Source organism: Micromonospora echinospora (assembly GCF_014203425.1).
In the GTDB taxonomy this organism is placed as follows: Bacteria; Actinomycetota; Actinomycetes; order Mycobacteriales; family Micromonosporaceae; genus Micromonospora; species Micromonospora echinospora_A.
In genome coordinates this window covers 6,420,143-6,439,323 of the sequence record NZ_JACHJC010000001.1, presented here as the reverse complement: position 1 = coordinate 6,439,323, position 19,181 = coordinate 6,420,143, and the positions used below count along the sequence as shown (strand labels likewise).

Annotated in this window: 17 protein-coding genes; 12 read left to right on the top strand and 5 right to left on the bottom strand. The window is 73.6% G+C overall.

From position 1 onward, the window contains the following. The first annotated feature begins 24 nt into the window (after positions 1 to 24). From FHU28_RS28955 to FHU28_RS28940, 4 genes are all read left to right on the top strand, one after another. Positions 25 to 549, top strand: a complete 525-nt coding sequence (locus FHU28_RS28955; RefSeq protein ID WP_184688007.1) for a PadR family transcriptional regulator — start codon at positions 25 to 27, stop codon at positions 547 to 549. After that, positions 546 to 1,226, top strand: a complete 681-nt coding sequence (locus FHU28_RS28950; RefSeq protein WP_184688004.1) for an ABC transporter ATP-binding protein — start codon at positions 546 to 548, stop codon at positions 1,224 to 1,226. The genes FHU28_RS28955 and FHU28_RS28950 overlap by 4 nt, the downstream gene beginning before the upstream one ends. Next, positions 1,223 to 3,376 (top strand): FtsX-like permease family protein, encoded by a 2,154-nt coding sequence (locus FHU28_RS28945; RefSeq protein WP_184688002.1) that lies wholly within the window; start codon positions 1,223 to 1,225, stop codon positions 3,374 to 3,376. Before FHU28_RS28950 ends, FHU28_RS28945 begins: the two co-directional genes overlap by 4 nt. A gap of 101 nt (positions 3,377 to 3,477) precedes the next feature. Next, positions 3,478 to 5,481, top strand: a complete 2,004-nt coding sequence (locus FHU28_RS28940) for a protein meaA (RefSeq protein WP_184687999.1) — start codon at positions 3,478 to 3,480, stop codon at positions 5,479 to 5,481. Positions 5,482 to 5,577: 96 nt separating this feature from the next. Here the strand turns inward: FHU28_RS28940 and FHU28_RS28935 are convergent, their stop codons facing one another. Both FHU28_RS28935 and FHU28_RS28930 read right to left on the bottom strand, forming a co-directional pair. Then, a complete protein-coding gene (locus FHU28_RS28935; protein WP_043328704.1) occupies positions 5,578 to 5,874 on the bottom strand; it encodes a DUF1540 domain-containing protein in 297 nt (98 codons plus the stop codon). Positions 5,875 to 5,934: 60 nt separating this feature from the next. After that, positions 5,935 to 6,552, bottom strand: a complete 618-nt coding sequence (locus tag FHU28_RS28930; RefSeq protein ID WP_073830519.1) for a DUF4126 domain-containing protein — start codon at positions 6,550 to 6,552, stop codon at positions 5,935 to 5,937. A gap of 71 nt (positions 6,553 to 6,623) precedes the next feature. Between FHU28_RS28930 and nucS the strand changes: the two genes are divergently transcribed. Next, a complete protein-coding gene (gene nucS / locus FHU28_RS28925) occupies positions 6,624 to 7,283 on the top strand; it encodes an endonuclease NucS (protein WP_116511659.1) in 660 nt (219 codons plus the stop codon). Positions 7,284 to 7,292: 9 nt separating this feature from the next. On the opposite strand, the gene FHU28_RS28920 is transcribed toward nucS, so the two are convergent. Next, entirely contained in the window at positions 7,293 to 8,795 is a 1,503-nt protein-coding gene (locus tag FHU28_RS28920; RefSeq protein ID WP_184687997.1) for an aldehyde dehydrogenase family protein, read from the bottom strand. Positions 8,796 to 9,013: 218 nt separating this feature from the next. On the opposite strand from FHU28_RS28920, the gene FHU28_RS28915 reads away from it, so the two are divergent. The 7 genes from FHU28_RS28915 to FHU28_RS28885 all read left to right on the top strand — a co-directional run bounded on the left by FHU28_RS28915 (position 9,014) and on the right by FHU28_RS28885 (position 15,518). Then, positions 9,014 to 9,460: an FHA domain-containing protein gene (locus tag FHU28_RS28915; protein WP_184687994.1), complete on the top strand. Its 447-nt coding sequence runs from the start codon at positions 9,014 to 9,016 to the stop codon at positions 9,458 to 9,460. A 203-nt stretch (positions 9,461 to 9,663) separates the two neighbouring features. Then, positions 9,664 to 10,728, top strand: a complete 1,065-nt coding sequence (locus FHU28_RS28910) for an alpha/beta fold hydrolase (protein ID WP_184687992.1) — start codon at positions 9,664 to 9,666, stop codon at positions 10,726 to 10,728. Between the two features lie 123 nt (positions 10,729 to 10,851). Then, the gene (locus tag FHU28_RS28905; RefSeq protein WP_184687989.1) at positions 10,852 to 12,642 is read left to right on the top strand and encodes a 3-hydroxyacyl-CoA dehydrogenase family protein; all 1,791 of its coding nucleotides are present in this window, start codon (positions 10,852 to 10,854) and stop codon (positions 12,640 to 12,642) included. A 41-nt stretch (positions 12,643 to 12,683) separates the two neighbouring features. After that, complete coding sequence (locus FHU28_RS28900) at positions 12,684 to 13,178, top strand: SigE family RNA polymerase sigma factor (RefSeq protein ID WP_184687985.1); 495 nt, start codon at positions 12,684 to 12,686, stop codon at positions 13,176 to 13,178. After that, complete coding sequence (locus tag FHU28_RS28895; protein ID WP_184687982.1) at positions 13,175 to 14,251, top strand: hypothetical protein; 1,077 nt, start codon at positions 13,175 to 13,177, stop codon at positions 14,249 to 14,251. Before FHU28_RS28900 ends, FHU28_RS28895 begins: the two co-directional genes overlap by 4 nt. 57 nt (positions 14,252 to 14,308) lie before the next feature. Continuing rightward, positions 14,309 to 14,641, top strand: a complete 333-nt coding sequence (locus FHU28_RS28890) for a hypothetical protein (RefSeq protein WP_184687980.1) — start codon at positions 14,309 to 14,311, stop codon at positions 14,639 to 14,641. Positions 14,642 to 14,708: 67 nt separating this feature from the next. Then, positions 14,709 to 15,518 carry an alpha/beta hydrolase gene (locus tag FHU28_RS28885; RefSeq protein WP_184687978.1) on the top strand — a complete coding sequence of 270 codons (810 nt, stop codon included), beginning with the start codon at positions 14,709 to 14,711 and terminating at the stop codon, positions 15,516 to 15,518. 4 nt (positions 15,519 to 15,522) lie between these two features. Here FHU28_RS28885 and FHU28_RS28880 read toward each other — a convergent pair whose 3' ends face one another. Together FHU28_RS28880 and FHU28_RS28875 are read right to left on the bottom strand one after the other, a co-directional pair. Continuing rightward, positions 15,523 to 16,767 carry an AI-2E family transporter gene (locus tag FHU28_RS28880; protein ID WP_184687975.1) on the bottom strand — a complete coding sequence of 415 codons (1,245 nt, stop codon included), beginning with the start codon at positions 16,765 to 16,767 and terminating at the stop codon, positions 15,523 to 15,525. Between the two features lie 303 nt (positions 16,768 to 17,070). Further along, complete coding sequence (locus tag FHU28_RS28875) at positions 17,071 to 19,170, bottom strand: coiled-coil domain-containing protein (RefSeq protein ID WP_184687973.1); 2,100 nt, start codon at positions 19,168 to 19,170, stop codon at positions 17,071 to 17,073. Positions 19,171 to 19,181 lie beyond the last annotated feature (11 nt).

The window sequence follows — 19,181 nt, the reverse complement described above, 5'->3', positions numbered from 1 at the left end:
ATACACCCGGTGTAGTCTCCGGTCATGACGGTTCCCCTGACCCTGCTCGGGCTGCTCGAACGCGAACCGAGCCACGGCTACGACCTCAAGCGCGACTACGACACCTTCTTCGGGCGCGGCAAGCCGCTGCCGTACGGGCAGGTCTACTCGACGCTGAGCCGGCTGGCCCGCGACGGCAAGGTGGTGGTCGGCGACGTCGCTCCCGGCGCGGGGCCGGACCGCAAGCGCTACGTCATCACCGACCTGGGCGCCACCGAGGTGGAGCACTGGCTGACCGAGCCGGTCGAGCCGGAACCGCACCTGCAGACCCTGCTGTTCACCAAGGTCGTGCTCGCGCTGATGCTCGACCGCCCGGCCGAGGAGTACCTGGACACCCAGCGCGCCGCCCACCTGCGCCGGATGCGCGAACTCACCGAGATCAAACGCAACGGCGAACTCGTCGACGTGATGCTCGCCGACCACGGCCTCTACCACCTGGAGGCGGACCTGCGGTGGATCGAGACGACAGGCGCCCGACTGGACGCCCTGGGAAAGGCGGTACGGCCATGAGCCCGATGATCGAGGCACGCGACGTCACGTACGCGTTCGGCGAGACACCCGCCCTGCGCGGCGCGAGCCTCGCCGTGGCGGCCGGTGAGGTCGTCGCCGTGATGGGACCGAGCGGCTCCGGCAAGTCGACGTTGCTGCACTGCCTGGCCGGCATCCTGCGCCCCGACTCCGGTGAGATCCGGTTCGACGGCACCCGGATCGACACGCTCGGCGAGGCCGACCGGAGCACGTTGCGCCGGGACAGCTTCGGCTTCGTCTTCCAGTTCGGCCAGCTCGTGCCGGAACTCACCGCGGCCGAGAACGTGGCGTTGCCGCTGCTGCTGCGCGGCGTCCGCCGCACCCCGGCGCTGCGCGCGGCGCAGGGCTGGTTCGAGCGCCTCGGGCTGGCCGGCCTGGAGCACCGCCGCTCCGGCGAGCTGTCCGGCGGGCAGGCCCAGCGGGTCGCGCTGGCTCGCGGCCTGGTGGCCGAGCCGCGGGTGCTGTTCGCCGACGAGCCCACCGGCGCGCTCGACTCGCTCACCGGCGAGGAGGTGATGGCGCTGCTGATGGACGCCGCCCGCGAGCGCGGCACCACTGTCGTCCTGGTCACTCACGAGGCGCGCATCGCCGCGTACGCCGACCGGGAGGTCATGGTGCGGGACGGCCGGGTCAACGCGCCCGCCGGGGTCCTCTCGTGATCGGGCTGGCGCTCCGGCTCGCCGTCGCCGGTGGCCGGGAGGCGCTGCTCCGGCTGGTCGCCATCGCCGCCGCCGTCGCGGTCGGCACCGGGCTGCTGCTCACCACGCTCGCCGGTGTGCACGCCGCCGACGCCCAGCTCACCCGGTACGCGTCGATGTACCCGCAGGAGACGGCCGACGGGTCCGCCGACCCGCTGCTCTGGTCCACCCGGACCGACTACTTCCGGGGCGATCAGATCATCCGCGTCGACGTCGCCGCGACCGGCCCGGACGCGCCCACCCCGATCGGCGTTCCCCGCGTCCCGGGGCCGGGCGAGTTCTACGCCTCCCCGGCGCTGCGGAAGCTGCTGGCGACCGCCCCCGCCGACCAGCTCGCCGACCGCTACCCGGGCCGGGACCTCGGCGAGGTCGGGCCGGCGGCGCTCACCTCGCCGGACACGCTGCTCGTCCTGGTCGGCGGCACCCCGGAGCAGGTCGGGAGGCTGGACCAGGTCCGGAAAATCACCCGGCTCGACGGCAACGTCGCCTCGCTGCCGGGGGCGGCTGTGGACCTCATCCTCGGCGTGGTCGCGGGCGGGCTGCTGTTCCCCGTACTCGTCTTCATCGGCACGGCGACCCGGCTCGGCGCCGCCCGCCGGGAGCAACGGTTCGCCGCGATGCGGCTGGTCGGGGCCACGCCCCGGCAGATCTCGGCGGTCGCGGCCGTCGAGGCCGCGCTCGCGGCGGCGGCCGGCGCGGCGGCCGGCTTCGCCTTGTTCTTCGCGTTCCGTGGGCAGCTCGCCGGCATCCCGCTCACCGGCATGCCGTTCTTCCCCGGCGACATGGCCCTCGGCGTGCCGGAGGCCGCCCTGGTGGCGCTCGGCGTGCCGGCGGGCGCGGCGGCCGCGGCCTGGCTCGCGCTGCGCCGGGTCCGGATCTCCCCGCTCGGCGTCACCCGCCGGGTCACGCCCCGGCCGCCCCGGGTGTACCGGCTGATCCCGCTCGCGCTCGGCCTGGCCGGGCTGGGCTTCGCCCTGGTGTACCGGCCCCCCACGTCGGACGGTCAGACCGCGCTGTTCCTGCCCGCGCTGCTGCTGGTCATGGTCGGGCTGATCACGGGTGGCCCGTGGCTGACCATGGTCGGCGCCCGGGCGATGGCCGCTCGCGCCAGCCGGCCTGCCGCGCTCATCGCCGCGCGCCGGCTCGCCGACAATCCGGCCGCCGGGTTCCGCGCGGTGGGCGGGGTGATGCTCGCGCTGTTCGTCACGACGGTGGCGGTCGGCGTGATGGGGACGATCACGTACGAGCGTGGTCCCGCGCCCCGGGGTTCCCTGGAGGCCGGCCGGTTGTCGATGGTGCTGACGGACGACGCCCCGGCGCCGGGCACGCTGCTGGCCGACCTCGCCGCCGTCCCCGGCGTACGCAACCCGGTGCTCGTCCGGGAGAACCCGGTACGCGGTGACGGCCGCGACTCCGGTGTGATCGCCTGCGCGGACATCCCGCCCGCCTACGGGCGGTGCGCAGCCGGGGCGAGCGTCGCCGAGGTGCCGCCGGACCTGATCCCCTGGCGGGAGTCCGCCTCGGCCGACCGGATCTGGCCGTCGTCCCCGGTGGACCCGGCCGCCCTCCCAAGGCTGCCGGCGGGGTCGGTGGCGGTCGAGGCGGAGGACCCGGCCGCTGTCGAGCGCGCCCGCACGATCCTCGAAGCCGCCTTCCCGGGCTTCTTCGTGGCGCCGAACGTGCCGGGCGACTTCGAGGCCGACTTCGCCGACACGATGCGGGGCTGGCAGCGGCTGGCCGACATCGTCGTGGTGGCCGGTCTCGTGCTCGCCGGGTGCAGCCTGGCCGTGGCGGTGGCGGCCGGCCTCAGCGAACGGAAACGGCCGTTCAGCCTGCTGCGGCTCAGTGGCGCCCCGGTACGGCTGCTGCGCCGGGTGGTGGCCCTGGAGAGCGTGGTGCCGCTGCTGACCGTCGCCGTGGTGGCGGTCGGGATGGGACTGGTCACCGCGCACCTGTTCCTGCGCGCGCAGATGCACTACGACCTGCGCATGCCGGGGGCCGGGTTCGCGGCGGTGGTGGCGCTCGGCGTCCTGGGCTGCCTGGCCGTCGTCGCCGCCACCCTGCCGCTGCTGGAACGGATCACCGGCCCGGAGACCGCCCGCAGCGAGTGACCCCTACGGTGGGCCGGCCGCACGTCGGCCCACCGTCGCGGGCCTCGGGTTGTGTGGTTTTCCACACTCTCTTTTACTGAACGGTAACTTAAACTCCGGCCATGGACGACGCGATGCCGGGACGGCTGCCCGAGCGGGACCGCCCGTGGGTGATGCGCACGTACGCCGGGCACTCCTCCGCCGCGGCCACCAACGCGCTCTTCCGCCGCAACCTGGCGAAGGGGCAGACCGGCCTGTCGGTCGCCTTCGACCTGCCCACCCAGACGGGGTACGACCCGGACCACGAGCTGGCCTCCGGCGAGGTGGGCCGGGTCGGCGTGCCGGTGGCGCACCTGGGCGACATGCGGGCGCTGTTCGAGGGCATCCCGCTCGCCGAGATGAACACCTCGATGACCATCAACGCCCCGGCCATGTGGCTGCTCGGCCTGTACGGCACCGTCGCCGCCGAGCAGGGCGCCGAGCTGAGCCGCTGCGCCGGCACCACCCAGAACGACATCATCAAGGAGTACCTGTCCCGGGGGACGTACATCTTCCCGCCGGCGGCGTCGCTGCGGCTGACCGCCGACGTGATCGCGTACACGCTGCGCGAGATGCCCCGGTGGAACCCGGTGAACATCTGCTCGTACCACCTCCAGGAGGCCGGCGCCACGCCGGTGCAGGAGGTCGGCTTCGCGCTGGCCACCGCCGTCGCCGTGCTGGACACCGTGCGCGACTCCGGCCAGGTGCCGCCCGAGCGGATGGGCGACGTGGTCCAGCGGATCTCGTTCTTCGTCAACGCCGGGGTGCGGTTCGTCGAGGAGATCGCCAAGATGCGCGCGTTCAGCGCGCTCTGGGACGAGATCACCCGCGACCGCTACGGCGTGACCGAGGAGAAGCAGCGCCGGTTCCGCTACGGCGTCCAGGTCAACTCGCTGGGCCTGACCGAGGCGCAGCCGGAGAACAACATCCAGCGGATCGTGCTGGAGATGCTCGGCGTCACGCTGTCCCGCGACGCCCGCGCCCGCGCCGTGCAGCTGCCCGCCTGGAACGAGGCGCTGGGCCTGCCCCGCCCGTGGGACCAGCAGTGGTCGCTGCGCATGCAGCAGGTGCTGGCGTACGAGTCGGACCTGCTGGAGTACCCGGACCTGTTCGCCGGCTCGCACGTGATGACCGCGCTGGTCGAGGACATCGTCTCCGGCGCCCGCGTCGAGCTGGAGAAGGTGCTGGAGATGGGCGGCGTGGTCACCGCCGTCGAGTCCGGCTACCTCAAGAGCGCGCTGGTGGCCTCGCTCGCCGACCGGCGCCGCCGGATGGAGTCCGGCTCGGACGTGGTGGTCGGCGTCAACCGGTTCACCGAGACCGAGTCGTCCCCGCTCACCGCAGCGGGCGCCGAGGCGATCGAGCAGGTGGACCCGGCCGTCGAGGAGGCGGCCACCGCGGGCGTACGCGAATGGCGGGCCGGCCGGGACGCGGCGGCGGTGGAGGAGGCGCTGGCGAAGCTGCGCGCGGACGCCGCCACCACGGCGAACCTGATGCCGGCGACGCTCGGATGCGTCCGGGCCGGCGTCACCACCGGCGAGTGGGCGGGCGCGCTGCGCCAGGTGTACGGCGAGTACCGCGCGCCGACCGGCCTGGCCGGGGCAGCCGGCGCAGCCGGTGACGCGACCCTCGCCGGGGTCCGCGAGCGGGTCGCCGCGACCGCCCGGGAGCTGGGCAGCGGCCGGCTGCGGCTGCTGGTCGGCAAGCCGGGGCTGGACGGGCACTCCAACGGCGCGGAGCAGATCGCGGTACGCGCCCGCGACGCCGGGTTCGAGGTGGTCTACCAGGGCATCCGGCTGACCGCCGGGCAGATCGTGGCGGCCGCCGTGGAGGAGGACGTCGACCTCGTCGGGCTCTCCGTGCTCTCCGGCTCGCACCTGGCCGCCGTGCCGGCGGTGCTGGACGGGCTGCGTGCGGCCGGGCGGGGCGACCTGCCGGTGGTGGTGGGCGGGATCATCCCGGCCGCCGACGCCGAGACACTGCGGGCGGCCGGGGTGGCCCGGGTGTTCACGCCGAAGGACTTCGCGCTCACCGGCATCATCGACGAGCTGGTCACGGTGATCCGCGAGGCCAACGCGCTGGGGTGAAAGGAAGGGCCCCTTCTTAACGCCTCCGGTAGAGAAGGGGCCCCTTCTTAACGCCGGCGCGGAAGCAGCGCCTCGCCAGCGCGTGGCGCGGGTGGGTCAGCGGCTCTGGTAGGTCATGCAGTCGGCCATGTCCATGTCGGGGCCGACGGTGATGGCCGGGGCGTGACACTCCAGGTCGGCGTTGTGCCGGCAGTCGGCGCGCGAACACGCCCCCACCTGGGCGACCAACTGGTCGAGGCCGCCGCGCACCGGCATCTCCACGAACGTGTGGCAGTGGGCGTGGTCGCTGCTGCCGATCGTGATGGCGAAGGCGTGGCAGTCGTTCGTGTGGTTGTAGGCGCAGGATCGGACGGCGCACTCCTGGACCCGGGGCATCTCCAACGACGCGGTCATGTTCCCGTACCTCCTTGGGTGTCTTGCCCTGATTTTAGAGGTTTCGGGAGCCGGCGCGGGTCAGACGCGGAAGCCGGCCGCCCGGGCGGCGGCGCGCTCCCGTCGCCGCTCCCGGCGGCGGCGGAACAGCCAGGGTACGAAGAACACCAGGCCGAGCAGGAACACCAGCACCAGCACCGGCAGCAGCAGCGCCACCACCGACATGACCACGCTCGTCGCGTCCTCGGCGGTGCTGGCCACCGGCGCGCCCACCCCGGCCGTGGTCGCGTTGATGACCGGCCGGGCGGCGGCCTTGAGCAGGTGCACGCCGAGCGCGATGAGCACGCCGACCACCACCGGCACCCACTGGTGCGTGGAGAAGAACGTGTCCGGGTCGCTGACGGTGACCGTCTCCGAGCCGGCGCCCGCGCCGAACGCGAGCCCGCCGGCGGTCGGCCGGACCACCGTCTGCACCACGTCGTTGACGTGGTCGACCACCGGCACCTTGTCGGCCACCGTCTCGACCACGAGCAGGACGGCGAGGATCAGCACCACCCAGCCGTTGCCGAGCCACTGCCAGCCGCTGGGCAGCTCGACCAGGTCGGTGTAGCGGGACAGCAGACCCATCAGCAGGAGGGGGATGTAGGCGTTCAGGCCCGCCGAGGCGGCGAGACCGGAACCGGTGAGGACTTCGAGCACGATCTCAATATGGCACCGGTACGCCAGTGGCGCTCGTCGGCGTCCGCCGAGGGCTCGGCTACCCTCGTCGGGTGCGGTTGGTGATTGCGAAGTGCTCTGTGGACTACGTCGGACGGCTCTCGGCTCACCTGCCGCCGGCCACCCGGTTGCTCATGGTGAAGGCGGACGGCTCGGTGTCGATCCACGCGGACGACCGGGCGTACAAGCCGTTGAACTGGATGAGCCCGCCCTGCCGGCTGGAGGAGGCGCCCGGCGTGTGGCGGGTGGTCAACAAGGCCGGCGAGGAGCTGCGCATCACCCTGGAGGAGATCTTCCAGGACACGTCGTACGAGCTGGGCGTGGACCCGGGCCTGCGCAAGGACGGCGTCGAGGCGCACCTGCAGGAACTGCTGGCCGCGAACCCGGAGACGCTGGGGGAGGGCTACACGCTGGTCCGGCGGGAGTACATGACCGCGATCGGGCCGGTCGACCTGCTCTGCCGGGACGCGACCGGCGGCGCGGTGGCGGTCGAGGTGAAGCGGCGCGGCGAGATCGACGGCGTGGAGCAGCTCACCCGCTACCTGGAGCTGATGAACCGCGATCCGCTGCTCGCGCCGGTGGCCGGCGTGTTCGCCGCGCAGGAGATCAAGCCGCAGGCGCGGGTGCTCGCCACCGACCGGGGCATCCGCTGCGTGGTGGTCGACTACGACAAGCTGCGCGGCATCGAGCGCGACGAGCTGACGCTGTTCTGAGGCGCTGCCTCAGCGGCCCCGGCCGTACATCAGCTTGGCGATCTTGACGATGCGGGCGATGTCGGCCGGGGTGCGCTCGAACGTCATCGCCGGCAGCAGCGAGCGGGCCCGGCGGCGGGTGACCGACTTCGGGCGGCCGAACTCGCGCAGCCCCTCCTCGCCGTGGATGCGGCCGAAGCCGGACTCGCCGGTGCCGCCGAACGGCAGCGTCGACATGCCGGCGAAGGTCAGCGCCGAGTTGACCGAGGCCATGCCGGAGCGCAGCCGCCGCGCGACCGCCACCGCCCGCGCCCGGCCGAAGACCGAACCCCCGAGCCCGTACGGCAGCGCGTTGGCCCGCTCGACCGCCTCGTCCACGTCGCGGACCCGGTTCACGACGAGCGTCGGGCCGAACGTCTCCTCCTGCACGGCGGCCGAGTCCTCCGGCACGTCGACGAGCACCGTCGGGTGCACGTACGGCGGCTGGACCGCCTCCGGGCCGCCGAGCACCGCCCGGCCGCCCCGGCTCAGCGCGTCGTCGATGTGCCGGCGGATGATGTCGATCTGCGACGGCATGGTGATCGGGCCGAGGTCGGTCCCGTCGGCGCCGACCGTGAGCCGTCCGGCCTTCGCCACCACCTTCTCCACGAAGGCGTCGAAGACCTGGTCGACCGCGTAGACCCGCTCGATGCCGATGCAGGTCTGACCGGCGTTCGTCATCCCGCCCCAGACGCACGCCTCCGCCGCGGCGTCCAGGTCGGCGTCGGTGTCCACGATCATGGCGTCCTTGCCGCCGGCCTCCAGCAGCACCGGGGTGAGCGTCTCCGCGCAGGCGGCCATCACCCGCTTCGCGGTGGCGGTGGAGCCGGTGAAGGCCACCTTGCCGACGCCGGAGCGGCACAGCGCCGCGCCGACCGCGCCGAAGCCGTGCACCGCCTGGAACACCGGCTGCTCCGGCACCACCTCGGCGAACCGGTCGACCAGCCACTGACCGACCGCCGGGGTGTACTCGCTCGGCTTGAACACCACGGCGTTGCCGGCCGCGAGCGCGTACGCGGCGGAGCCGATCGGTGTGAAGACCGGGTAGTTCCACGGGCCGATCACGCCCACCACGCCGTACGGCTGGTATTCCAGGTGACCGGTGAACTCGGCGAGGACCAGGCGGGAGCGGACCCGGCGCGGTCCGAGCACCCGCTGCGCGTTGCGGGCCGCCCAGTCGATGTGCTCCAGCGCGGTGAGGATCTCCACGACTGCATCACCGACCGGCTTGCCGCCCTCGGTGTGCATCAGGTCGGCCAGTTCCTCGATCCGCCGGGCGAGCACGCCGCGCCAGCGCTGGAGCCGGTCCCGCCGGCCGGCGAAGCCGAGCCCGGCCCACCAGTTGCCGGCCTCCCGGGCGCGGTCGACGGCGGCACGCACGTCCGCCTCGGCCGCCAGCGGGAATCGACCGGCCTCAGCGCCGGTGGCCGGGCTGGTCGACACCAGTCGACCCTCGGAGATGAGCGGGGCGCCCGGCACATGCACTGCGGTCATGGCCGAAGTCTAGACCCGAACATTACTCGCCGGTAGGTGCGGACGGCCCGTACGCTGCGCGGACGATCAGCCCGTCGCATCGACGGAGGTGCCGTCCGAAACGGCGAACGGGAGATGACCGGCCGGGGTCGCGGGGGTGACCGCGCGGTGGTGCAAGCCACTACGGTGAGGTGGCAGGCTGACGCCGCGGGGCGATGTGGGGTGGAGGTCGACTGTCCATGGAGGAGCATCCGGAGCTGATGCCGTTGCTGACGGTGTCCGGCGGGGCGATGCGAGGGCTCACCTTCAGGGTCGGCCGGGACGCGCAGGTGATCGGCCGCGCGCCGACCGCCGACATCGTGCTCGCCGATCCGCACCTGAGCCGTCGGCACGCCACCGTCCGGGCCACGCCCGAGGGGGTGCTGCTCACCGACCTCGGCTCGACGAACGGCACCTGGCTCAACGACACCCGGATCACCGGCAGCGTGCCGATCGCCGACGGGGACGTGGTCCGGCTGGGCCGCACCGACCTGCGCCTCTACGACCCGGGCGTGGCCCGGACCGACCCGGTCGGGATGAGCTTCGGCGCGATGCGCCGCGACCAGCGCCCGACCCTGCCGCTGCCGGTCCCGGCGCCCCGCCAGCCGATCGAGGCGCGCGAGACGCAGCCGGCCGACGCCCGCTAGACCCCCGTCACCCCGCCGCCCTCCGGCACGCGCCCCCGGCGCTCGGCCCCCCGTCGATCATGACGTTGGCGGCGTTGTGCGTCTGATTTGTCGCCGCCAACGTCATGATCGACGCGGCAATAGGGCGTGCGCCACGCTCCGGCGGTCCGAAGTGTCGGCCGGCCACATGGACCGGGCCCACCCGCGCGTGCCAGCATGCGCGGATGCGCAGCGCACGGCAGACGGTCCAGGCCAACGGCATCACCCAGGCGGTCCGCGTGGCCGGTCCACCGGACGGCGTACCGGTCCTGCTGGTGCACGGCAACGTCTCCTCCTCCGCCTTCTGGGAACCGCTGCTGGCCCGCCTGCCGGAGACGCTGCGGGTGGTCGCCCCCGACCTGCGCGGCTACGGCGAGACGGACACCGCGCCCGTCGACGCCACCCGAGGGCTCGACGACTTCGCCGACGACGTGGCCGCGCTGCTGGACACGCCAGGGCTGTTCCCGCCCGGCGCCCGGCCGGTGGTGGTCGGGCACTCGCTCGGCGGCGGGGTGGCGATGCGGCTGCTCGTCGGCCACCCCGAGCGGGTGTCCGGGCTGCTGCTGGAGGCGCCGGTGTCCCCGTACGGCTTCGGCGGCACCCGGGACCTCGACGGCACCCCGACCACGCCCGACTTCGCCGGCACCGGCGCCGGGGGCGCGAACCCCGACTTCGTGGCCCGGCTCGCCGCCGGTGACCGGGGCGCGGACGGCCCGACCAGCCCGCGCGCGGTGCTGCGTGCCGCGTACGTGGCCGACCCGGCCACGCTGGGCGAGCACGAGGACCTGCTGCTGGAGAGCATGCTGACCACCGCCACCGGGGACGACAACTATCCGGGCACCGCTGTCGCGTCGGATCACTGGCCGGGGACCGCCGCCGGGCGGCGCGGCGTGCTCAACGCGCTGGCCCCGGCCCACTTCCGGCTCGCCGACGAGCTGGTCGCCGCGCCGGTCAGGCCGCCGGTGACCTGGGTACGCGGCGACGTCGACGTGATCGTCTCGGACACCTCACTGTTCGACCTGGCGTACCTCGGCCAGCTCGGTGTGGTGCCCGGCTGGCCGGGCGCGCAGGAGTGCCCGCCGCAGCCGATGGTCGGGCAGACCCGCGCGGTGCTGGAGCGGTACGCGGCGGCCGGCGGGACGTACCGGGAGGTGGTGCTGCCGGACTGCGGGCACAGCCCGCACCTGGAGCGGCCGGCGGAATTCGTCGCCGAACTGCTGGCGCTGACCGGGGAGAACGCCACCGGCTGAGGCGCGGTGCGTGAAATATCCCACGGCGTCTCGACAACACAGCGTCACGTGGCAGACTCCGGCCCATAACCTTAGCGGCCGTTCATGTCGCGGACGGCGGAGTCGAGCCAGGGGAGGCCGGTCGTGGCGCGGGAGTTCACCAGGGTAGGCGTGGTGGGTCTGGGCACCATGGGTGCCGGCATCGTGGAGGTGTTCGCCCGCAACGGCCTGGACGTCACAGCTGTGGAGATCTCCGAGGCCGCGGTGGAGCGGGGCCGGGTCACGCTCACCGGCTCCACGGACCGGGCCGTCGCCAAGGGCAAGCTCGCCGAGGCCGAGCGGGACGCGCTGCTCGCGCGGGTCGACTTCCGGGTCGGGCTGGACGCGCTGCACGACGTGGACCTGGTGATCGAGGCGGTGCCCGAGCACCTGGACCTCAAGCAGCGGATCTTCGCCGAGCTGGACCGGGTCTGCAAGCCCGAGGCGATCCTCGCCACCAACACGTCCTCGCTGAGCGTCACCGAGATCTCCGTCGCCACCACCCGGCCCAACCAGGTCATCGGCATCCACTTCTTCAACCCGGCGCCGGTGATGAAGCTGGTCGAGGTGGTCCGCACGGTGGTCACCTCCGCCGACGTGGTCGCCGACGTGGAGGCGCTCTGCGAGCGGCTCGGCAAGGTCGACGTGACGATCAGCGACCGGGCCGGATTCATCGCCAACGCGCTGCTGTTCGGCTACCTGAACCACGCGGTCGGCATGTTCGAGGCCCGCTACGCCACCCGCGAGGACATCGACGCCGCCATGAAGCTCGGCTGCGGCCTGCCGATGGGCCCGCTGGCGCTGATGGACCTGATCGGCCTGGACACCGCGTACGAGATCCTCGACACGATGTACCGGCGCGGCGGCCGGGACCGCCGGCACGCCCCGGCCCCGCTGCTCAAGCAGATGGTCACCGCCGGGCTGCTCGGCCGGAAGTCCGGTCGCGGTTTCTACACCTACGAGCGGCCGGGCTCGCCGAAGGTCGTACCCGACGAGTACACGCCGCCGGCCGGGGACGCCGCGCTCGCGGACGGTGCCCGGGGCATCGCGAAGGTCGGCGTGGTCGGCTCCGGAACCATGGCCACCGGCATCATCGAGGTCTTCGCGAAGGCCGGCTACGAGATCATCTCGGTGACCCGGGGCGCGGAGAAGTCCGCGAAGGTCTGCGAGGCGGTCAAGACCTCGCTCAACAAGGGCGTGGTGCGGGGCAAGCTCAGCGAGACCGACCGGGACGCCGCGCTCGGCCGGATCACCTGGTCCGCGACGCTGGATCACCTGGCCGACGTCGACCTGGTGGTCGAGGCCGTGATCGAGGAGTTGAGCGTCAAGAAGGCGCTGTTCGCCAGCCTCGACGAGATCTGCAAGCCGGGCGTCGTGCTCGCCACCACCACCTCGTCGCTGCCGGTGATCGACGTGGCGATGGCGACCCAGCGTCCGGCCGACGTGATCGGCCTGCACTTCTTCAACCCGGCGCCGATCATGCCGCTGGTGGAGATCGTGCAGACCATCCGCACCTCCGCCGAGACGTCGGCCACCGCTCGCGCGGTCTGCGCGAAGCTCGGCAAGACCGGCGTCGTCTGCGGCGACCGGTCCGGCTTCATCGTCAACGCGCTGCTCTTCCCGTACCTGAACGACGCGGTGAAGATGCTGGAGGCCAGCTACTCGACCGCCGACGACATCGACTACGCGATGAAGCTCGGCTGCGGCTACCCGATGGGCCCGTTCGAGCTGCTCGACGTGGTCGGCCTGGACGTCTCGCTGGCCATCCAGCGGGAGCTGTACCTGGAGCTGCGCGAGCCCGGCTTCGCCCCGGCGCCGCTGCTGGAGCACCTGGTCACGGCCGGCTACCTGGGCCGCAAGACCGGCCGCGGCTTCCGCGACCACACCCGGCGCTGATCCCGGTCAACGCCCGGCGGCGGTGACGGCGTCTTCCGGGTGTGACATTCGAGGAGTACGTCGGCAGCCGCGGCCCGGCGCTGTTGCGCCTGGCCCGGCTGCTCACCGGCGACGCGCACCGGGCCGAGGACCTCACGCAGGACGTGCTGGCCCGCGCGTACGTGCACTGGCGGAAGATCGCCCGGGTCGACCGGCCCGACGTGTACGTGCGCCGGATGTTGGTCAACGCGAATACGTCCTGGTGGCGGCGCCGGTCCAGCCGCGAGCTGGCGGTGGACACGTTCGCCGACCGGCCCCAGCGCGGCGACCTCGGTGGCGAGGCGGCGGACCGGGACGAGATGTGGCGGCTGATCCGCGCCCTGCCCGACCGTCAGCGCGCCGTGCTGGTGCTGCGCTACTACGAGGACCTGGACGACGCCACGATCGCCCAGATCCTCGACTGCTCCCCGGTCACCGTCCGCACCCACGCGATGCGGGCGCTCGCCCACCTCCGGGAGCGCTGCGGCGTCCCGACGACAAAGGGGAGCCGGCCGTGACCGACCTCGACCAGCGGATCGCCTCGGTGCTGCGGGAGCAGGCCGAGGGGGAGATCGACACCGGACGCCTGCTGCGCGGCTCGCGCGCGCTCGGCAGACGCCGGCAGGTACGCCGCCGGGCCGTCGCCGGCACCGCGCTCGCCCTGGTCGGCGTGCTCGGCTTCACCGGCGCGATCCGCGCTGACGTGGGCGGGCTGGCCGGGCGGATGCCCTGGACGGCCGCGACGCCGACAGCCGGCGCGCCGGTGCCGCCGAAGGCCGACGGGGTGCCGGGCGCCGACCAGCGTCCCGAACTCGTCGGCACCGACCCGCAGGTGCTGCACCTGGGGGTGGACACCAGCCGGGCCCGCTACCTGCGGTGGGCCGTCTTCGGCTCGAACCGGACCGAGTCGATCCGGTACCGCGTCGGTGGCGGGAAACCGGTGCTCGTCGAGGTGAGCCCGGACGCCCGGGCGGTGGACGAACTCCTGCTCGACGGCCTTCCCGGCGCCGAGGGAGCGATCCCGGTGACGTTCGACGGCAAGGTCCGGGAGTTCCGGGTCGGGGCCGGCGGCGTGGTCCGGGCATGGCAGCCGGTTCCCGGCCTGTACGCCCGGGCGAGCATGCTCGGCGGCGACCGGAACGCGCTGGCCGAGGCGGTGCGCGCCATCCGCTGGAACGAGGCACGCCGGTGCGACGCGCCCCTGCGGTTGGGCGCCGTGCCGCAGGACGCCCGGGTGGCAACCTGCGAGGTCGAAGCCGGCGCCTTCCCAGGCGGCCTCACCGTCGTGCTCACGTTCGTGCGGTCGCCGGCGGCGACGATGGAGGTGAGACTGGTCTACGGGGCGCAGATCGCCCGGGACGTCACCCGGGCCGACCGGACGGTGGGCGGTCGTCCCGCCTACCTCTATCCGGACGGACACCAGCTCGAACTGCTCGGCATCCCGAAGGCGCACCTGACCGCCACGTTCGGCTGGCAGTGGCCGGAGGCCCCGCCCAAGGGGCAGATCGACTTCACCGAGACGGAGGCGGCGAGCGTGCTGGCCGGGACACGGGTGGCGCAGGACCTGACCGACCCGGAGACCTGGCGCTGACGCCCGTCGGCCGGGCCGCCCGACCCGGGCCGGTCCGGCCGGCGGCCCGTACGCTTGGTGACCGTGAGCCCTCGTCGCAACCGCCCCCGCCGGGACGAGATCGCCGCCGTGGACGCCGAGCGTGCCCGCCACGGCGTGCCGACCGTGCAGCAGTGGCGCGACGGCGACTGGCAGATACGCGCGATCAGCGGCGGCGCATCAGTCAAGACGTACCGTTGTCCCGGCTGTGACCAGGAGATTCGGCCGGGGGTGGCGCACCTGGTGGCCTGGCCGGCCGACGACCGGGGTGACCTGACCGACCGCCGGCACTGGCACTCCGGCTGCTGGCGGGCCCGGGACCGGCGCGGCCCCAACCTCCAGCGCGGCCGGGGCGCGCCGCGCTACGGCTGAGCGATCTGGATCACCCGGTTCCCGTCCCACTGGGCGGTAGGACCGCCGACACGGGAGACTGGCAGGCGTGAGCACTCCGATTCGCGCGTCGTCGATCCTGCCCGGCCGCCGGGAGGACATCGAGCTGCACACCGCCGACGGGCTGACGCTCGTCGGTGAGCTGGCCCGGCCGCTGGAGGGCGAGCCGTCCGCCACCCTGGTCTGCCTGCACCCGCTGCCCACCCACGGCGGGATGATGGACAGCCACGTGTTCCGCAAGGCGGCCTGGCGGCTGCCCGCGCTCGCCGACCTGGCAGTGCTCCGGTTCAACACCCGTGGGACCAGCAGCGTCCGCGGCACCAGCGAGGGCGCCTTCGACGGTGCGGTGGGCGAGCGGTTCGACGTGGCCGCCGCGATCGAGTACGCCGAGTTCCACGAGCTGCCGAACATCTGGCTGGTCGGGTGGTCGTTCGGCACCGACCTGGCGTTGAAGTACGGCTGTGACCCGGCGGTGGCCGGCGCGATCCTGCTCTCCCCGCCGCTGCGTTTCTCCGCCCCGGAGGACCTGGCGGTCTGGGCCGAGTCGGGCAAGCCGCTCACCGCGCTGGTCCCCGAGTTCGACGACTACCTGCGGCCGGAGGAGGCCCGGGAGCGGTTCGCCGCCGTGCCGCAGGCCGAGGTGGTGGGCGTGGACGGCGCCAAGCACCTCTGGGTCGGCGACGCGGAGAAGGTGCTGGACGAGATCGTCCGGCGGGTCGCCCCCGGCGTACCGCTGCCGCTGCCGACCACCTGGGACGGCCCGATGGAGACCGGCGACGTCAGCGCGTACGCGGACCGCACTGTCGCCGCGTTCGCCGACACCCCGGTGCCCGGCCCGGCCCAGCGGAGCGCCGAGTAGCCGCTCAGCGGGCGTCCTGGCGGGGTATCACCACCTCGCGCAGGATCAGCTGCAACGCGGCCACCGTGGGAATCGCGATGAGCGCGCCCACCACGCCCAGCAGTGACACCCCGAGCAGCGCGGCGAGCAACGCGGCCACCTCGTTCACCGACACCGCCCGGCGCATGATCTTCGGGTAGATCAGGTAGTTCTCGATCTGCTGGTAGATCACGAAGAACACCAGGCAGGCGATGCCCACCGGCAGGTCGGTGGCGAGCCCGACGAGCGTCACCACCACCGCGCCCAGCGTCGCCCCGATCTGCGGGATCAGGTCGGTCACCGCGACCACCACGGCGAGCGCGAACGGGTACGGCAGGCCGACCGCGAGCGCGAACACGAACGTGCTCACCCCGGCCATCACCGCGATGGCGAGCGCGCCGACCATGTACGCGCCGACCCGGGTCAGGATCTCGTCGCCGATCAGCTGGACCCGCTCCCGGCGGGTGCGCGGCACCAGCGCGTACCCGAGTTCGCGCAGCTTGTCGAAGTACGCCAGGAAGTAGATCGTCAGCACCAGCACGGTCAGCAGGCGGAACAGCGTGCCGAAGATCAGTTGCGCCCCGCCGAGCACACCGCCGAGGGCCCGCTCGACGTTGTCCGCGTTCGCCGCCGCCTGGACCCGTTCCATCACGTCGTAGCGGACCACGAGGTCGTTGACAGTTTCATTGCGCCGCAGCTCCTCGACGTAGCCGGGCAACTGCTGCACGAACTGGCCGGACTGGGTCACCACCGGCGGCACCAGGGCCAGCAGGCCGGCGACGATCAGCAGCAGCAGGGTGAGTGTCACCACCGCCACCGCCAGCCCGCGCGGCATGCCCCAGCGGCGCAACCGGACCACCGCCGGGTGCAGGCCGACCGCGAGGAACAGCGCGATCACCACGAGCACCAGGATGCCGGCGGCGTTGCGCACGCCCAGGAACAGCGCGTACGCCAGCAGCACGCCGAGCGCGCCGGTGAAGCCGATCAGGAATGCGCTGCGCCGTAGTGGACGCCCCGGCACGCCGAACCGGCCGCTCGGCTCGAACTCGCCCGGGTCGACGTCGACGGGCCGTCCGCCGCTCGTGCCGGTCCGCGCGTGCTCCGCGGTGCGCGTGGTCTCACCCGCGGTGCCCGTGGTGTCGCTTGCGGGCTTCGCGTCGCCGACGGGGAACCCGGAGGTGTTCACGTTAGCGGCCTCGTCGTCCCGGGCGGCGGAACCCTCCTGTGACACCCGTGCCTCCCCGCTGCCCTGCTCGCCCGCCGTTGACGTCCGCGACCGCCGCGCGGCCGTCTGCCCGCAGGGTAGTCGCCACCGCCCGGCCCCGGCCATCCCATCACCCGCCACCCGCCGGCCGTCCCGGCGGGCCGCCCTGGCGCGGGTCGCCCGCCAGTTCGGGGAGGTGGTGTGGTCCGGGTGGGTGGGATGCCGCCACTTCGCCGACGTGGCGCTGGGCCCGCCAGTTCGGGGAAGTGGCGTGGTCCGGGTCGGCGGATGGCACCACTTCCCCGAGGTGGCGCGGCGGAGGCGGGTGGGTCAGTCCTTGTCGACAGTCACCGTGCTGGGCTTGGCGCTGCGCTCGTCGGTGGTCGGCTTGGTCGGGCGCTTGCCGTTCTCACCGGTGCTGGTGATCTTCGTGGGGGTGGCGCCGCGCCCGCCCTCACCCGGTACGGCGGCCACCGTGGGCTCTCCGTCGACGCCCGCGCCGGCCGGGGAGTCCATGGTGGTCACCGGCTCGCCGACCGGCTTCGCCTTGCCCGCATCGACTGGCTCGCCGTCACCCTTGGTCGGCCCGGCGCCGTTGGGGACGGCGGTGGCGGTGCCCTTCGCGGCCACCGCCGCACCGCCGCCGGCCGGGGTGTCGCCGACGGTCTCCGCGCCGCTGCCGACCGGCGTGCCCTCGCCCGCCGGCTTGCCTTCGTCAGTGGACCGGCCGGTGGAGGCGGCGGTGGCTAGGTCGTCCGGGTCGACCGGGGTGGCCGTGATGCCGGCCGAGCCGGCCTCGCGCCGCAGGTCCGTGAGCTGCCGCTCCAGGTCGTCGGACTCCTGCCGGGACTTCCACGTCTCGGTGCGCAGGTCGGCCAGCTCCTGCTGCGCCTTGGCGATCTCCAGCATCACGCCGGCGAGCTGCTGCCGGCCGGCGGCCACCTCCTGCTGGGTCGCGGCCAGGTGCTGCTGGGTGGTGGCGAGGTGCTGCTGGGTAGTGGCCGCGTACTCCTCGAACTGGCGGCGCGAGGCCGCGACGTGCTCGTCGGCCTTGCGGCGCTGCGCGGTGGCGTCCTCCTCGGCCCGGCGCAGCAGCTCGGCGGCCTCCAGCTCGGCCTGCTGCCGCATGCTCAACGCGTCGGCCTCGGCGGCCTGCCGGACCTCGGCGGCGGTGCGCTCGATCTCGTCGCGGCGGGTCGTGTACGCCTGCTCCAGCTCCTCCTGCCGCTTGGCGTGCTGCTTGTCCAGCTCGTCGCGGCGCTTGGCGAACTCCTGCTCGGCGGCGGCCCGGCGCTGGGCCAGCTCACGCCCGGCGCTGTCCCGCAGCTCGGCGACCTCCTTCTCCACCCCGGCTCGCCAGGCGCCCAGCTCCTGCTGGGTCTGGGCGCGGGACTGCTGCACGTACGTCTCGGTCTCGGTGCGCATGCGCTGCACGTACGCCTCGACCTCGGCGCGGTTGCGCTTGCCCGCCTCGGCGGCCTCGCTGGTGAGCCGGTTGGCCTCCGTGCGCGCCCGGCCGCGGGTGGCCTTGGCGGCCTCCTCCGCGTCGTCCACGATCTTCTTGGCCTCGGCCAGCGCCTTGGCGTGCGAGGCCCGGCCGGCCTCGGCGGCGGCGTCGGTGAGCCGCTTGGCCTCCTGCTGGCCCTTGGCGTGCACCTCCTTGGCCGCCTCGCGGAGCTGGCTCGCCTCCTGCTGGGCCTTGGCCAGCGCCTCCTTGGCCGTCTCGCGCAGCCGGGCGGCCTCCTGCTGGGCCCGGGAGTGGATCTCCTTGGCGGTGTCGCGCAGCTGGGTGGCCTCCTGCTGGGCCTTCGCCAGCGCGTCCTGGGCGGTCCGGCGCAGCTTCTCGGCCTCGTCCTGGGCGGCGGCGCGCAGCTTCTCCGACTCGTCCTGCGCGCTCTTGCGCAGCGTCGCCGACTCGTCCTTGGCGGCCTTGAGCGTGGCCTCGGCCTCGGCCTTGCGGGCGGCGGTGTGCCGCTCCTCCTCGGACCGGCGGGCGGCCAGCGCGATCTCGAAGTCCTTCAGCGCCTGGGCGGCCTGCTCCCGGGCCTCCTCGACGATGTGCTCGGCGGCGGCCCGGCGGGCCTCGATCTCCTCGTTGGCGGCGGCGAGGATCTCGTCGGCCTGCTCCTCGGCCATGGTGAGGATCTGCTCGACACGCGGACCCAGGTGCCGGAACGACGCCCGGTCCACCACCGCCGCCTGCTTACGCACCTGGGCCAGGTCGCGCTGGAGCACCTCGACCTGACCGGCCAGTTTGTGGATCTGCGTATACGCCTGTTCCCGCTCGGTGGTCAGCGCCGCGATCTCGTGCTCCGCGCGAGCGACGTAGCGGTCGACCTGTCGTTTCTCGTACCCCCGCAGGGCGGACTCGAAGCTGGGCTCCGTCGTCACGTCCCCGCCGAGCGCGAACAGTTCCTCGCCGTGCGACATGACCCCATCCT

Coding starts and splice junctions, on each gene's coding strand:
- FHU28_RS28940 (WP_184687999.1), top strand. CDS start 3,478: ATGGACGACGCGATGCCGGGACGGCTGCCCGAGCGGGACCGCCCGTGG.
- FHU28_RS28950 (WP_184688004.1), top strand. CDS start 546: ATGAGCCCGATGATCGAGGCACGCGACGTCACGTACGCGTTCGGCGAG.
- FHU28_RS28910 (WP_184687992.1), top strand. CDS start 9,664: ATGCGCAGCGCACGGCAGACGGTCCAGGCCAACGGCATCACCCAGGCG.
- FHU28_RS28920 (WP_184687997.1), bottom strand. CDS start 8,795: ATGACCGCAGTGCATGTGCCGGGCGCCCCGCTCATCTCCGAGGGTCGA.
- FHU28_RS28935 (WP_043328704.1), bottom strand. CDS start 5,874: ATGACCGCGTCGTTGGAGATGCCCCGGGTCCAGGAGTGCGCCGTCCGA.
- FHU28_RS28915 (WP_184687994.1), top strand. CDS start 9,014: ATGGAGGAGCATCCGGAGCTGATGCCGTTGCTGACGGTGTCCGGCGGG.
- FHU28_RS28875 (WP_184687973.1), bottom strand. CDS start 19,170: ATGTCGCACGGCGAGGAACTGTTCGCGCTCGGCGGGGACGTGACGACG.
- FHU28_RS28955 (WP_184688007.1), top strand. CDS start 25: ATGACGGTTCCCCTGACCCTGCTCGGGCTGCTCGAACGCGAACCGAGC.